Here is a 15,254-nt window from a genome sequence, read left to right as displayed (position 1 = left end):
ACACCCGTTCCCATCCCGAACACGGAAGTTAAGCTCTCCAGCGCCGATGGTAGTTGGGGCCAGCGCCCCTGCGAGAGTAGGTCGTCGCTAGGCTTAATAAAAAGAGATACCCACTTCAAGCATGGGTGTCTCTTTTTATTTTATATCATAATGTAAAGGTATATTTTTTGGAGTTAGTCGGTTCATTTTTTGAGTATTGTAGTGCTTATGTAGAAAAGTGAATGTTAAAATTTCTAAATATATACTCATAAAGTAATAAAGGCACTTTTTCTGCTGTGACTGATAAAAATTTCATAATAAAAGGATATGCATCGCTTGAATACGAATGCAGGAACTCCCCCCACCATTCCGTCTCGTATCGGGAAATCATGCTTAAATTATACAATAATAAGTAATGGGACATGATTTCAGGAAGTTTAAATATTTCCCCTCGATCAGTTGGTAAACGGTATGTTCCGTCATCTAAATTAAACATAAGCGGTTCATACCCTAATGGCCTGAATTGATATTGGCTAGTCACCTGGATATGGTTTCCTTCTGTTTGTATAGAATCTCTTTGCAACCAGTCCCATTCTTTTGTTATGTAATCTATAAAGCGATCTAAGGTCATATGGTAATCATCTAAAATTTCTATTGGAATAAAAATAGTTTGCTCCAAAGGATTATACGAGACTTGCCGTGATAATGTTTGGCTATAATATGTTTCGAACAACTCGTGCAGCTCGCTGATTCGTTGAAGTAACACACGCATTTGAAATTTTTCACCTGTTATTTGTTTCACATGAAACATTTTTTCAGAAAAATGAGTAAACAACCCATATTTTTGTACTTTTACCTCATCATCCAAAAATTCGTATCCTTGTTTTTTTCTTTTTCTTGTTGAAACACCATGTGCTAAAACAGAAGTTGATTCAGGGTAGTCTGCGTCGGCGGTCAGAAGACAAGCTTTCAAAAGCTGTATCATCCCGTAAAACAAAAGAACAGGTTTAATGGCGACAGGGGCATATTGAGCTGTTACGTAAAAATTTTTTCCGTGCTCTAGATAATAAAGAAAAGGATAACAGTTCGTATAGCTTTTCTGTTTCGCATCTTTTCTCTCTTTTTGTATATAGCATTTATAAAGAAATTTTTGGGCTGCATTGGCGGAGTGAAATAATATAAATTGATCCCAAATGTTTTTATAGCTAGACATTTGATCCCCCCTATTGAATTAGTAATGTTGAAATTAATTGAAAAATCGAACATTTAATCTATTCCTTGACAGTAGTTTAACCAGTTGTTAAGCTACTAATAATATTTCCGGATAAGGGGGAAAAAACATGTGGGAATCTAAATTTGTCAAAGAAGGATTAACATTTGACGATGTTCTTCTTATTCCTGCAAAATCGGAAGTGTTGCCTCGCGATGTTGATGTAACCACACAGTTAAGCGAGACATTACAATTGAATATCCCAATTATTAGTGCGGGAATGGATACCGTTACAGAAGCGGAAATGGCCATTGCAATGGCACGACAAGGTGGATTGGGAATTATCCACAAAAATATGTCTATTGAGCAGCAGGCAGAACAAGTTGATAAAGTCAAACGTTCAGAACGAGGAGTCATTACCGATCCTTTTTTCTTAACTCCAGAACATCAAGTATACGATGCTGAACACTTAATGGGAAAATATCGAATTTCTGGTGTTCCAATTGTCAATAATGAGGTAGAACAAAAGTTAGTTGGAATTATTACAAACCGTGATTTGCGATTTATTCAAGATTATTCGACAAAAATATCTGATGTGATGACGAAAGAAAATTTAATTACTGCTCCAGTAGGTACAACGTTAGAAGAAGCAGAAAAGATTTTGCAAAAGTACAAAGTAGAGAAGTTGCCACTTATTGATGAAAACGGTGTTTTAAAGGGATTAATTACGATTAAAGATATTGAAAAAGTTATCGAGTTTCCGAATTCTGCGAAAGATGCACAAGGCCGTTTACTAGTTGGGGCAGCTGTCGGCGTAACAGCTGATACGATGATTCGCGTGAAAAAACTTGTAGAAGCAAATGTAGACGTTATTGTTGTTGATACGGCTCATGGGCATTCAAAAGGTGTCCTTGAAACGGTTCGCAAAATTCGTGAGCAATATCCAAAACTCAATATTATTGCTGGAAATGTCGCGACAGCGGAGGCGACACGCGACCTGATTGAGGCGGGAGCTAACATTATCAAAGTCGGAATTGGACCTGGTTCCATCTGTACGACGCGTGTTGTTGCAGGTGTCGGAGTACCGCAAATTACCGCGATTTATGACTGTGCAACAGAGGCGCGCAAATACGGCGTCCCAATTATTGCAGACGGCGGCATTAAATATTCTGGAGATATCGTTAAAGCATTAGCGGCAGGAGCTCATGCTGTTATGTTAGGAAGCCTTTTAGCTGGCGTATCAGAAAGTCCAGGAGAAACAGAAATTTATCAAGGAAGACGGTTTAAAGTATATCGCGGTATGGGTTCTGTGGCGGCGATGGAAAAAGGAAGTAAAGACCGCTACTTCCAAGAGGACAACAAAAAATTCGTTCCTGAAGGAATTGAGGGACGCGTTCCGTATAAGGGGCCGCTTGCCGATACAATTTACCAACTTGTTGGTGGTTTACGATCAGGTATGGGATATTGCGGCACGAAAAACTTAGAAGAATTGCGTGAAAAAACACAATTTATCCGTATGACAGGTGCTGGGTTACGTGAAAGCCATCCACATGATGTACAAATTACGAAAGAAGCACCAAACTATTCAATTTCTTAATTCTTATAGCGGTATGTTTCATATCATGCAGGGAAAGATTCATTAATAACTAGAGGCTCACGGTGTTATATGTCTATTTACCTAACTTGGGCGGAGGAAGGTTCCTCCGTCTATTTTTTTGTACAAGAGTGTGTTACAATAACGTTTGTGTGAGGAGGGAAGAACAGTGAAATGTCTAGGATGCAAAAGCATGATTGTTAGCTTTTTAGTAGTTTTTTTATTTGCAAGTATATTCCCATTTGGCAAAGCGAGCGCGGCCCAAGATCCGTTGAACATTGAAGCAGACGCGGCCATTCTTGTTGATGCAAAAACAGGAAGAATTTTATACCAAAAAAATATTGATACGGTTCTTGGAATTGCTAGTATGACAAAAATGATGACAGAATATCTGTTATTAGAAGCGATTAAGGAAAAACGAGTAAAATGGGATCAACAATATACACCAAGCGATTACGTGTATAGACTTTCCCAAGACCGCGATTTATCGAATGTCCCTTTAAGAAAAGATGGGAAATATACTGTTCATGAGCTTTATGAAGCGATGGCGATCTATTCAGCGAATGCAGCGACTGTTGCCATTGCCGAAATTGTCGCTGGTTCAGAAGAAAATTTTGTGAAAATGATGAATGAAAAAGCGAAAAAACTAGGTCTTAAAGGCTATAAATTTGTGAATGCAACAGGATTAAGCAACAAAGATTTACAAGGATTCCATCCAGGTGGAACAAATGAGCATGAGGAAAATGTGATGTCTGCCCGTGCTGTTGCTACATTAGCTTATCATTTATTGAAAGAATACCCACAAGTGTTAGAGACAGCAAGCATTTCGAAAAAAACATTTCGAGAAGGAACAGACGATCAAATTAAAATGGAAAACTGGAACTGGATGTTACCAGGGCTAGTTTATTCGTATGAGGGTGTAGACGGCCTCAAAACGGGTTATACCGATTTTGCTGGCTACTGCTTTACAGGAACAGCGGAGAGAAATGGCGTTCGTTTTATTACAGTAGTAATGAATGCAAAAAGCGGTGGAAAATCAACCATTGAGGCACGATTCGAACAAACGAGAAAGTTGCTTGATTATGGGTTCAGCAATTACTCGTTAAAAGAAATTTATCCGGCGGGTTACAAGCTGAAAGGAAAGTCTACATTGCCTGTTGTAAAAGGAAAAGAAAAGTCCGTAGTCATTGCAACGAAAAAGCCGCTTTCTCTTGTAGTGAAGAATGGGGAAGAAAAAAATTATCAACCCGTGTATGTGATTGATAAAAAGAAATTAACTAGCGATGGAGAATTGACAGCACCAGTTAAAAAAGGTGAAAAAGTTGGATATATGACTATAAAATATGCTGGTGAAAATAATTACGGTTATTTAAGTCCGGAAATGGAAAACAATGCTAAAGTTGATTTAGTTACTACGAAAAGCGTGGAAAAAGCAAACTGGTTTGTACTTACGATGAGAGGAATCGGTGGACTATTCGGTGATGTTTGGACAAGTGTTGTGAAAATGGTAAAAGGTTGGTTCTAAAAAGCTCCTTTTTAAAAGGGAGCTTTTTCTATTGTGATTTTTTAAAAAATTGAGGTAAAATAAAAAAATGTAATCAAGATTCTTTATTGTGAATTTCGGTATTTTCCAGTACAATTATCACAATATGACTACATAACGTAACTAGGAGGAATTACAAGTGGCAATTACAGGGACAGAACGTGTAAAGCGCGGTATGGCAGAAATGCAAAAAGGCGGCGTCATCATGGATGTTGTGAATGCGGAGCAAGCAAAAATTGCAGAAGCGGCTGGAGCAGTGGCGGTAATGGCTTTAGAGCGTGTACCAGCTGACATTCGTGCTGCTGGCGGTGTTGCTCGCATGGCTGATCCGACCGTTATTGAAGAAGTAATGAAAGCTGTATCTATTCCAGTAATGGCGAAAGCACGTATCGGTCATTATGTCGAAGCTCGTGTTCTTGAAGCATTAGGTGTTGACTATATTGACGAAAGTGAAGTACTAACTCCTGCGGATGAAGAATTCCATATTGATAAGCGGCAATTTACTGTTCCATTTGTTTGTGGATGCCGCGACTTAGGTGAGGCTGCACGTCGCATTGCTGAAGGTGCGTCCATGCTTCGAACAAAAGGAGAACCGGGCACAGGAAATATTGTGGAAGCGGTGCGTCATATGCGAAAAGTGAACGCCCAAGTACGTAAAGTAGTCAGCATGAGTGAAGATGAACTAATGACAGAAGCAAAAAATTTAGGGGCTCCATTTGAAGTATTGTTAGAAATTAAACGATTAGGTCGTCTTCCTGTCGTCAACTTTGCCGCAGGTGGAGTCGCGACTCCTGCTGACGCAGCGTTAATGATGCATTTAGGCGCAGACGGTGTATTTGTTGGTTCTGGTATTTTTAAGTCCGAGAATCCGGAAAAATATGCACGAGCGATCGTAGAAGCAACCACGCATTATGAAGATTATGAATTAATTGCCCATCTTTCTAAAGGATTAGGGGGAGCGATGCGAGGCATTGATATTTCATCATTGTTACCAGAACAACGTATGCAAGAGCGTGGCTGGTAATTAAAGGGGTAGACATTATGGTGAAAATCGGAGTTTTAGGCTTGCAAGGTGCGGTTCGAGAACATGTAAGATCTATTGAAGCGTGCGGTGCAGAAGCGATTGTGATTAAAAAAGTAGAGCAATTAGAGGATATTGATGGCCTTATCATTCCAGGTGGCGAAAGCACAACAATGCGCCGCTTGATGGACAAGTACGGATTTATCGAGCCGCTAAAAGAGTTTGCATCCAAAGGAAAGCCGATGTTTGGTACTTGTGCTGGCTTGATCATTTTAGCCAAGCGAATTGTTGGTTATGAGGAGTCACACCTTGGTTTAATGGATATCACGGTAGAACGCAATTCATTTGGCCGCCAACGGGAAAGCTTTGAGGCGGAGCTTTCGATTGCCGGAATTGCAGATAACTTTGTTGGAGTATTTATTCGTGCTCCACATATTGTCGAAGTCGGCGAGGATGTAGAAATTTTGGCAAAACACGAAGACCGTATCGTCGCAGCAAGACAGGGACAGTTTTTAGGATGTTCCTTCCATCCGGAATTAACTGACGATCATCGCATTACTCAATACTTTATTAATATGGTGAAGGAAGCAAAGGCATAAAAGGGTTGAAAGTTGTTAAAACTTATAGTACATTGTTTTTACAAAAGACCGATTCTGAAAATTGGATAGCGCTAAAACGATGAAAGGAACTAGTAGCAAGACCGTTTCTCTTCAGAGAGTCGGTGGGTGGTGCAAACCGATGGGAAACACTTGTGAATCCATCCTTGAGTAAAATGCCGAACGCGTAAGAGCAAGTAAGCATTTTCGGCTTCAAGCCGTTATCCGTTTGAGCGGAAGACGTTTTGTCTTCAAGTAGGGTGGCAACGCGGGGTACTCTCGTCCCTTTTTAAGGGGACGAGAGTTTTTATTTGAAAAAAAAGAAAAGGAGGAAGGAAAAATGTTAGACATAAAATTTTTACGCGCCAATTTTCAAGAAGTAAAAGAGAAACTTAAACATCGCGGGGAAGATTTAACTGACTTTGCGCGTTTTGAAGAATTAGACAGCAAGCGTCGCCAATTAATTGCGAAAGCAGAAGAATTAAAAAATAAGCGTAATGAAGTGTCACAACAAATTGCTGTTTTAAAGCGTGAGAAAAAAGATGCCGACCATCTTATTGCTGAAATGCGCGAAGTCGGGGATCGTATTAAAGTGTTAGATGATGAACTTCGTCAAGTAGAAGAAGAGTTACAAACGCTATTGTTATCTATTCCAAATATTCCACATGAGTCAGTACCGGTTGGTGAATCCGAAGAGGATAACGTGGAAATCCGAAAATGGGGAGAGCCCCGTCAATTTTCGTTTGAACCGAAGCCGCATTGGGAAATTGCTGATCAACTCGGAATTTTAGACTTTGAGCGTGCAGCAAAAGTAACGGGAAGCAGATTTGTCTTTTATAAAGGGTTGGGGGCCCGTTTAGAACGCGCGTTGATTAACTTTATGATTGATCTACACGTAGAGGAGCATGGCTATCAAGAAGTATTGCCTCCGTATCTCGTCAATCGTGCCAGCATGACAGGAACAGGACAGTTACCAAAGTTTGAAGAAGACGCGTTTCGTATTGAAAGCGAAGATTACTTTTTAATTCCAACTGCAGAAGTTCCTGTGACGAACTTGCATCGAGATGAAATTTTGTCAGCGGAAGATTTACCGATTAATTATGTTGCTTATAGCGCATGTTTCCGCTCTGAAGCTGGCTCTGCTGGCCGCGATACAAGGGGGCTCATTCGCCAGCATCAATTTAATAAAGTAGAGCTTGTGAAATTTGTAAAACCGGAAGATTCATATGAAGAGTTGGAAAAATTAACAAGTCATGCAGAAAGAGTATTACAATTGCTTGGATTGCCTTACCGCGTCATGAGCATGTGTACAGGGGATTTAGGATTTACGGCAGCGAAAAAATACGATATTGAAGTATGGCTTCCAAGCTATGGAACGTACCGTGAAATTTCTTCTTGTAGCAATTTTGAGGCGTTTCAAGCCCGCCGCGCGAACATTCGCTTCCGTCGTGATCCGAAAGCAAAACCAGAACATGTTCATACTCTTAATGGTTCGGGTTTAGCGATTGGGAGAACGGTCGCAGCGATTTTAGAAAACTATCAACAAGAAGATGGAACAGTTATTATTCCTGAAGTATTGCGCCCTTACATGGGAAATAAAGAAGTTATTCAATAACGCTTAGCTCTTATTATTCCAAAACATCTCTCGCTTTTAAGTTGAAATGAAGATTAACGACTTCGGGATGTGAAGATTCTTGCATAAGCCTCCACTGAATGGGGGAGCACTTCATCGAGTGGGCAATGTTTTATGCCCGCTCTCCTCTAAAAAGTATTGACTTAGGGAAGAGAAAGTGTTATATTAAGTGATGTCGATGAGAAGGAGGAGTACCCAAGTCTGGCTGAAGGGGTCGGTCTTGAAAACCGAGAGGCGTCGAAAGGCGCGCGGGGGTTCGAATCCCTCCTCCTCCGCCATCAAATAGTTGGAAATACCACCGCGCATAAATGGAGATTGTTCACCGAAACGATTCGTTACATTTTGTAACGAATTTTTGTTTTTTATGATAATGAGAAACCGCCTAATAATAGGCGGCTATTTTTTTAAGCGGCGATATTGGTTTAACATATAGGCAATTTTTTTGACAATCGGCTCAATAGACCGTTCGTCTTCGAGAATATCATAATCGTTAATGTTAATCCGAAGGATAGGACACGCATTAAATTCATTAATCCATTGTTCATAGCGGTCGTACATTTCCTTCCAATATTCAATCGGTGTTTGTTGTTCCATTGGGCGCCCGCGTTCGCGAATGCGTTTTAAAATTTCTTCAAAGCTTCCTTCTAAATAAATCAGTAAATCTGGATGAGGAAAATACGGTGTCATTACCATCGCTTCAAATAAACTTGTATATGTTTCATAATCGACTTTTGTCATCGTTCCTTTTTCAAAGTGCATCTTCGCAAAAATTCCTGTATCTTCGTAAATGGAACGGTCTTGGACAAATCCGCCTCCATATTCAAAGATTCTTTTTTGCTCCTTGAATCGTTCCGCAAGAAAATAAATTTGCAGGTGGAAACTCCAACGCTCAAAATCGGCATAAAACTTGTCTAAATATGGATTTGTATCCACTTTTTCGAAAGAGGTACGAAAATTCAGTGCTTTCGCGAGCACTTTTGTCATTGTTGATTTTCCAACTCCAACGGTTCCTGCGATCGTAATTACAGCATCGCTTGGAATATTGTACTTTTCACGTAAATTCATTGCCATTGGCTCCTTTTCAACACATTTTTAATTTGTTCAAATATGTAAAGTAAATCCGATTTTCGCTGAACGAAATCAAGCTCATCCCCATTAAATCGAAGAATCGGAATATGCGGATTTGATTTTTCAAATAGTTCGATCGTTTGTTCATAAGCGACAGATAATTGTTCTAAATAGACCGGGTCAATATTCTTTTCAAATTCCCTCCCTCTCATTTTAATTCGTGTTAATAATGTATCAAGACTTGCATGTAAATAAATCATCATATTTGGTTGAGGCATGTCTTCTGTAAGAATGTCGTATATTTTTAAGTATTTTTTATATTCATGATCCTTTAATGTTCTTTCTGCAAAAATTAAATTTTTTATGATATGATAGTCAGCGACAACCGGTTTTTGTTTTTGAATGAAATCGCGGTTAATATCTTCTAGCTGCTTATAACGATTGCAGAGGAAAAACATTTCTGTTTGAAAGCTCCATTCCTCAATATTTTCATAAAATTTCCCGAGAAATGGATTTTCATCGACAATTTCTTTTAATAAATGATAGCCAAACTGTTCAGCAATCGCTTTTGCTAGCGAGGTTTTCCCGACCCCAATTGGTCCCTCCACCGCGATAAACGGTACAATCCCCATATATGATCCCTCCTTTGTCATTCAAAGTCCGTTTAGACAGACAAACTCTATTTTAGCATAGACGATGAGAAAGTAGAGAGAATTTATAAAAAGAAATAGCACTTGGATAAAGAATCCAAGTGCCGGTTACCTTTTTGCGACATTAAAATTGTCCGTAATCAAAAGCCAATTTTGTGGGAAGTCTAACCCCAATTTCCAGTAGCTGATTCCTCTTAAACCAAGTTCTTTTACTAAATTGAACTTTGCTTGAATTGAACGGGCGTCTTCAAACCATACTGTATGTTCTTTGCCATTTTCGTCTCGATAATTAAAATGAGGGGCTTGTGCACGGGTATCATATTCGATGGGGACATTGTAACGGGAAGCGAGACGAATGGCTTGTTGTGGGCTAACGGCTAGCGCGTATGGACCACCCGGTACATATGGAAGAGTCCAGTTATAACCGTATAGATTTTGTCCCATCATAATTTTTGAAGCTGGCATTTCCGTAATCGCGTACTCTAGCACTTGGCGAACGGGTCCGATTGGAGAAACAGGCATCGGAGGACCGCCGCTATATCCCCATTCATAAGTCATAATAACAACAAAATCAACGATTTGGCCATGAGCACGGTAATCATGAGCCTCATACCAGCGTCCTTTTTGCGTGGCACTGGTTTTTGGAGCTAAGGCGGTGGACATCAGCCATCCTTCTCGCTCAAACCGTTGTTTCGCTTTTCGTAAAAAAGAATTATAGGCTTCCCGATCAGCCGGACGCAAATATTCCATATCAAAGTGAATATCGCGGAATCCGTATTTTCTTGCCGTAGTGATAATATTTTCAAGCAGACGATTTTGTAATTCCTCATTATTTAAGATAACGGCTCCTAATTCATCGCTAAATTGGTCATTTTCTAGGTTGGTCACGACCATCATTAAAGTGACACGGTTGGCACGAGCAATGGAAGGGAAATTATTTAAAAGAGGTTCTTTTAATGTTCCATCCCGCTGAATTTGGAAGCTGAAAGGTGCTAAATAGGTTAAATATGGAGCAGCTTGACTGGCGCTTGTTTCAAGTGCAGGACTGACGGAGGTCCCACGCGGCTCGACATACCCATTAAATTCTGCATTTCGTTTTGATGCTGGAGGAATGTATAAACGCTGACCAATTTGTAGAGGACGATTGAGAGGAATACCGTTTACTTCGGCGAGCCGTTGTACCGGAATTGAGAATTTACGAGAGATGGACCATAAACTATCGCCGCGTTGTACCCAGTAAAAACGACCAACAATAGGGATGACGATTGCTTGACCAGTAACGAGGTTATTTGGATTGGGAAGTTCATTTGCTCTAATAATTTCTTCGGGATTGGTGTTATACGCCTGAGCAATTCCTGTTAACGTTTGTCCGCGTTGTACGACATGAATTTGCATACGCTCCCTCCTAGTTGCGTCTTCGTTCCTCTTATTTTATGATGAATTAAAAAAGGAAATGACGTTTATTTTTATAAGGAGCTTTACGATGATGAATGACGAGTACTATATGCGTCTAGCGATTGAGGAAGCGAAAAAAGCTGAGCAAATCGGAGAAGTACCGATCGGAGCTGTGATCGTCAAAGATGGTGAAGTCATTGCCCGTGCTCATAACTTGCGGGAAACAGAGCAGCGTGCGATTGCCCATGCAGAAATTTTGGCCATTGATGAAGCATGCAAGCGATTAGGTTCATGGCGCTTAGAAGAAACGACATTATACGTGACGCTAGAGCCTTGTGCGATGTGTGCAGGAGCAATTGTGCTTTCGCGAGTAAAAAAAGTCGTATTTGGAGCAAGTGATCCAAAGGGCGGATGTGCTGGAACACTGATGAATCTATTGCAAGAAGACCGATTTAATCATCAAACAGAGGTTGTCAGCGGCGTACTGAAAGAAGAATGCGGACAAATGTTAAGTGAATTTTTTCAGAAGCTAAGAACGAAAAAGAAGCAACAAAAACAGAAACATGAAAATATTAGGGGAAATCCCAATTAAATTACATCATACAATCGTTGCATTTTTATTAGAAAATCGATATACTTATAGTTGCCGTGCTAAGCGGGGAGGTAGCGGTGCCCTGTACTCGCAATCCGCTCTAGCGAGGCCGAATTCCTTCTTGAGGTTAGTATGCTGTAAGGTCTGTCTCAAGTAAGTGGTGTTGACGTCTGGGTCCTACGCAATGGGATTCCGTGAACCCTGTCAGGTCCGGAAGGAAGCAGCAGTAAGCGGATACTCCCATGTGCCGTGGGGGAGCCTGGGCCGAGCTAACTGCTTGAGCAACGCTTGGGGCAGCTAATCGACGGAAGGTGCACGGCAAATATATATAAAATAAGCAAAAACTCACTCAAGGCGAGTGAGTTTTTTTATTTTTATTTCCTATTTTGAAAAACAACAAAGACATTATATAATAAATAAGATGAGAGAAAAGAGGAGGGCAATTTCGTGACATATCAGGCTTTATATCGTGTTTTTCGACCGCAACGCTTTGCGGATCTTGTCGGTCAAGAACACGTAACGAAAACATTACAAAGTGCCCTGCTTCAAAATAAAATATCCCATGCGTATCTTTTTTCTGGTCCGCGTGGAACAGGAAAAACAAGCGCTGCGAAAATCTTAGCGAAAGCAGTCAATTGTGAAAATGCGCCAACGATGGAACCGTGTAACGAATGTCCAGCTTGTATTGGAATTACAAATGGATCCATTCCGGATGTTCTAGAAATTGACGCTGCTTCAAATAACGGAGTCGATGAAATTAGAGATATTCGTGACAAAGTAAAATTTGCACCGACCTCTGTTCGCTATAAAGTATATATCATTGATGAAGTGCATATGCTTTCGATTGGCGCTTTTAACGCGTTGCTGAAAACGTTAGAAGAGCCGCCTAAACATGTTATTTTTATTTTAGCGACAACAGAGCCGCATAAAATTCCACCTACGATTATTTCTCGTTGTCAGCGCTTCGATTTTCGCAGAATTCAGCCTCATTCGATCGTTTCAAGATTAAGACAAGTGGTTGATCAGCAAAACATAAAGGCTTCAGACGAAGCGCTATTCGCCATTGCTCGTGCTGCCGATGGTGGAATGCGCGATGCTTTGAGCCTGCTTGATCAAGCGATTTCGTTCAGCGAAGAGGAAGTATTGCTTGAAGATGTACTGGCGATGACAGGAGCCGTGTCTCCTTTTACGTTAGCTGGTCTTGTTCAAGCGATATATGAAAAAAACATAGCAAAAGTCCTACAGTCATTAGAAGAATTCATGAACCAAGGGAAAGACCCTAATCGTCTCATTGAAGATTTAATTTTTTATTACCGGGATCTTTTGCTATATAAAACAGCTCCTCATTTAGAAGGCATCATTAAAGGAATGGGCATGGATCATGAGTTTCAACAGCTTGCTCAATCCATTCCATTACCAACCATTTATGAAACGATTGAAATATTGAACAAAAGTCAACTAGAGATGAAATGGACGAATCATCCTCGCATTTTTTTAGAGGTGGCTTTAGTAAAACTTTGTCATCAAGAAGATCGACACACGTTCTCGATGTCTGAAGAAATTCAATCGCTCATAAAGAAAGTAGAAAATCTAGAGGCAGAGTTATCTCGTTTGAAAGAGCAAGGGATTTCTGTTACAGCGAAAGAGGGTTCGTCCGTACAGGCGAAAAAGCCAGCAAAGTCAACGAGAACGAGTGGCTACAAAGTTCCAGTAGGCCGTATTCATGAAATATTAAAGCAGGCGACTCATCAAGATCTATCGCTTATTAAAGGCCATTGGGGAGAAATGTTAGATATTTTAAAAAAGCAAAATAAAGTATCACATGCAGCATTATTGCAAGAAAGTGAACCGGTGGCAGCAAGTCCGAATGCTTTTGTGTTGAAGTTTAAGTATGAAATTCATTGTAAAATGGCAGCTGATAATACCAATCATGTAAAAGATAATGTAGAGTCAATTTTATTTGACCTAACAAACAAACGTTTTGAAATGGTAGCTGTTCCTGATGAAGAATGGGGAAAAATAAGAGAAGAATTTATTCGCGAAAAAGGGACACAGCGTGAAAAAGAGGAAGATCCTCTTATTGCTGAGGCAAAGCGGTTGTTTGGCGAAGCATTAATTGAAATTAAAGAGTAAATGATTTAAGGAGGAAATGAACATGATGCGTGGAATGGGAAATATGCAAAAAATGATGAAACAAATGCAAAAAATGCAAAAAGAAATGCAAAAAGCACAAGAAGAATTAGCGGAAAAAACAGTGGAAGGCACTGCTGGTGGCGGGATGGTTACAGTCATTGCTAACGGTCACAAACAAATTCTTGAAGTAAAAATTAAAGAGGAAGTTGTCGACCCAGAAGATATCGAAATGCTACAAGATTTAATTTTAGCAGCAACAAATGATGCTTTAAAGAAAGCGGATGAACTCACAGCTGAAACAATGGGACAATTTACAAAAGGATTGAACATCCCTGGCTTATTCTAGGAGGATTTTTCATGCATTATCCGGAGCCAATATCGAAACTTATTGATAGCTTTATGAAATTGCCTGGAATTGGGCCAAAGACAGCCGTTCGCTTGGCTTTTTTTGTCCTGAACATGAAAGAAGATACAGTGCTAGATTTTGCGAAGGCATTAGTTAATGCGAAAAGAAACTTAACATATTGCACGATATGCGGGCATATTACCGATAAAGATCCTTGTTATATTTGTGAAGATGAAAGACGAGACAAAACAACAATATGTGTAGTCCAAGACCCGAAAGATGTAATCGCCATGGAGAAGATGAAGGAATACAATGGGCTTTATCATGTGCTGCACGGCGCTATTTCTCCAATGGACGGCATCGGTCCTGAAGATATAAAAATTCCTGAACTATTAAAAAGACTTCAAGATGAAACGGTACAAGAAGTGATTTTAGCAACAAACCCTAATATTGAGGGTGAAGCAACAGCAATGTATATATCACGCTTATTGAAGCCGACGGGTATTAAGATTACAAGAATTGCTCACGGTTTGCCGGTTGGTGGGGATTTGGAATATGCAGACGAAGTAACGCTTTCGAAGGCGCTCGAAGGTCGTCGTGAGCTATAACGTGAGGTGAGTCGCATGTTTTGGCGGCGCAAAGGCTGGTTAAGAAAACAATTTAATGAAAAATTAATTAATGAGCTACAAGCGATGAGAGATGAATGGATGGAACAAAAAAATCTTATTGAAAAAAGTGTAGAACCTTCTGAAGAAGTGGTAATTAGTTTAAAAATTACCGAGGCTAAATATTTTTTTCTCATCCGTGAAGCAAAACGTCGCCGGATATCGTTAAAGGGAGTGAAATAAGCTTCCTTTATTTTTTTTTGTTCTTGATTTGTATTTTTAGTCATACTTTTGTAGTAGTACAAGCAATAAAAGGGGCGAATAAAATGGAACCGAAAATCGTGATTATATGTTTATTAGCTTTCATTATCATTTTGCTGTTTGTGGGGGCACCTTTAAAGCCCTTGCAATTCATCGGTTATGGAGCAGTGAAGCTTGTCATAGGAGCATTGCTTTTATTTGTCTTCAATGCAATTGGCAGTTCATTCAGTTTGCATATTCCGATTAATCTATCGACATCATTAGTTTCTGGATTTTTAGGAATCCCAGGGGTTGCTGCATTGGCAGTGATTGAAAAATATGTTCTTTAGCCAACTTAGTAGTTATGTCAAACTTCTGTAATAAAACGTTGTTCATTTTAAAAATCGTAATGAACAACGTTTTTATTTTATTTTTTATAAAAAAATGTTGACTTTTATTTTATCTATGTGTTAAATTAAATAACGTCGTTGTTAAAAATGAAAAAAATTAGTTGACAACATGTAATAACGTGTGTATAATTCTAAAAGTGTGCTAAGTTCCTTGAAAACTGAACAAAACGCAAGCGTCCACGTCAATTTGCTAGGTTGTTTAACTTTCTATGGAGAGTTTGATCCTGGCTCAGGACGAA

15 protein-coding genes, 1 tRNA gene, 1 rRNA gene, 1 other RNA gene and 1 other annotated feature are annotated in these 15,254 nt (G+C 39.7%); of the genes, 14 read left to right on the top strand and 4 right to left on the bottom strand.

Annotated elements, in window-relative coordinates; genetic code table 11:
• Window positions 1–93: ribosomal RNA gene (gene rrf / locus HNR31_RS18220) — 5S ribosomal RNA — on the top strand; the annotation flags it as partial.
• 112 nt (window positions 94–205) lie between these two features.
• Here the strand turns inward: rrf and HNR31_RS18215 are convergent.
• A complete protein-coding gene (locus HNR31_RS18215) occupies window positions 206–1,192 on the bottom strand; it encodes a YaaC family protein (RefSeq protein ID WP_181557582.1) in 987 nt (328 codons plus the stop codon).
• 127 nt (window positions 1,193–1,319) lie between these two features.
• Between HNR31_RS18215 and guaB the strand changes: the two genes are divergently transcribed.
• From guaB to HNR31_RS18185, 6 genes are all read left to right on the top strand, one after another.
• The gene (guaB, locus tag HNR31_RS18210; protein WP_181557581.1) at window positions 1,320–2,786 is read left to right on the top strand and encodes an IMP dehydrogenase; all 1,467 of its coding nucleotides are present in this window, start codon (window positions 1,320–1,322) and stop codon (window positions 2,784–2,786) included.
• A gap of 190 nt (window positions 2,787–2,976) precedes the next feature.
• Window positions 2,977–4,308, top strand: a complete 1,332-nt coding sequence (locus HNR31_RS18205; RefSeq protein WP_181557583.1) for a serine hydrolase — start codon at window positions 2,977–2,979, stop codon at window positions 4,306–4,308.
• Between the two features lie 157 nt (window positions 4,309–4,465).
• Entirely contained in the window at window positions 4,466–5,350 is an 885-nt protein-coding gene (gene pdxS / locus HNR31_RS18200; RefSeq protein ID WP_181557580.1) for a pyridoxal 5'-phosphate synthase lyase subunit PdxS, read from the top strand.
• Window positions 5,351–5,367: 17 nt separating this feature from the next.
• Window positions 5,368–5,946, top strand: coding sequence for a pyridoxal 5'-phosphate synthase glutaminase subunit PdxT (gene pdxT / locus HNR31_RS18195; protein WP_181557579.1), 579 nt, complete (start codon window positions 5,368–5,370; stop codon window positions 5,944–5,946).
• A 70-nt stretch (window positions 5,947–6,016) separates the two neighbouring features.
• Window positions 6,017–6,233, top strand: a binding site (T-box leader).
• Between the two features lie 50 nt (window positions 6,234–6,283).
• Entirely contained in the window at window positions 6,284–7,558 is a 1,275-nt protein-coding gene (gene serS, locus HNR31_RS18190) for a serine--tRNA ligase (protein ID WP_181557578.1), read from the top strand.
• 203 nt (window positions 7,559–7,761) lie between these two features.
• Window positions 7,762–7,854 (top strand) — tRNA-Ser (locus tag HNR31_RS18185).
• A gap of 118 nt (window positions 7,855–7,972) precedes the next feature.
• Here the strand turns inward: HNR31_RS18185 and HNR31_RS18180 are convergent.
• The 3 genes from HNR31_RS18180 to HNR31_RS18170 form a co-directional block, all read right to left on the bottom strand.
• Window positions 7,973–8,641: a deoxynucleoside kinase gene (locus tag HNR31_RS18180; protein ID WP_181557577.1), complete on the bottom strand. Its 669-nt coding sequence runs from the start codon at window positions 8,639–8,641 to the stop codon at window positions 7,973–7,975.
• Window positions 8,638–9,276, bottom strand: coding sequence for a deoxynucleoside kinase (locus HNR31_RS18175; protein WP_181557576.1), 639 nt, complete (start codon window positions 9,274–9,276; stop codon window positions 8,638–8,640). The genes HNR31_RS18180 and HNR31_RS18175 overlap by 4 nt, the downstream gene beginning before the upstream one ends.
• 126 nt (window positions 9,277–9,402) lie before the next feature.
• Entirely contained in the window at window positions 9,403–10,689 is a 1,287-nt protein-coding gene (locus HNR31_RS18170; protein ID WP_181557575.1) for a LysM peptidoglycan-binding domain-containing protein, read from the bottom strand.
• An 88-nt stretch (window positions 10,690–10,777) separates the two neighbouring features.
• On the opposite strand from HNR31_RS18170, the gene tadA reads away from it, so the two are divergent.
• From tadA to HNR31_RS18135, 7 genes are all read left to right on the top strand, one after another.
• Window positions 10,778–11,281 (top strand): tRNA adenosine(34) deaminase TadA, encoded by a 504-nt coding sequence (gene tadA / locus HNR31_RS18165; protein ID WP_220129617.1) that lies wholly within the window; start codon window positions 10,778–10,780, stop codon window positions 11,279–11,281.
• A 54-nt stretch (window positions 11,282–11,335) separates the two neighbouring features.
• Window positions 11,336–11,600, top strand: an RNA gene (gene ffs, locus HNR31_RS18160) — signal recognition particle sRNA large type.
• A gap of 128 nt (window positions 11,601–11,728) precedes the next feature.
• Complete coding sequence (gene dnaX / locus HNR31_RS18155) at window positions 11,729–13,414, top strand: DNA polymerase III subunit gamma/tau (protein WP_181557573.1); 1,686 nt, start codon at window positions 11,729–11,731, stop codon at window positions 13,412–13,414.
• 22 nt (window positions 13,415–13,436) lie between these two features.
• Window positions 13,437–13,760, top strand: a complete 324-nt coding sequence (locus HNR31_RS18150) for a YbaB/EbfC family nucleoid-associated protein (protein ID WP_181557572.1) — start codon at window positions 13,437–13,439, stop codon at window positions 13,758–13,760.
• An 11-nt stretch (window positions 13,761–13,771) separates the two neighbouring features.
• On the top strand, window positions 13,772–14,368 hold the full coding sequence (recR, locus tag HNR31_RS18145) for a recombination mediator RecR (protein WP_181557571.1): 597 nt from the start codon (window positions 13,772–13,774) through the stop codon (window positions 14,366–14,368).
• A 15-nt stretch (window positions 14,369–14,383) separates the two neighbouring features.
• Window positions 14,384–14,608 carry a YaaL family protein gene (locus HNR31_RS18140; protein WP_181557570.1) on the top strand — a complete coding sequence of 75 codons (225 nt, stop codon included), beginning with the start codon at window positions 14,384–14,386 and terminating at the stop codon, window positions 14,606–14,608.
• 83 nt (window positions 14,609–14,691) lie between these two features.
• A complete protein-coding gene (locus tag HNR31_RS18135; protein WP_181557569.1) occupies window positions 14,692–14,955 on the top strand; it encodes a pro-sigmaK processing inhibitor BofA family protein in 264 nt (87 codons plus the stop codon).
• Window positions 14,956–15,254: the final 299 nt, after the last annotated feature.

It is taken from the genome of Thermaerobacillus caldiproteolyticus (assembly GCF_013761245.1).
Lineage (GTDB): Bacteria > Bacillota > Bacilli > Bacillales > Anoxybacillaceae > Thermaerobacillus > Thermaerobacillus caldiproteolyticus.
The sequence above is the reverse complement of the archived record's forward strand: the minus strand, read 5'-3'. Positions and strand labels throughout refer to the sequence as shown.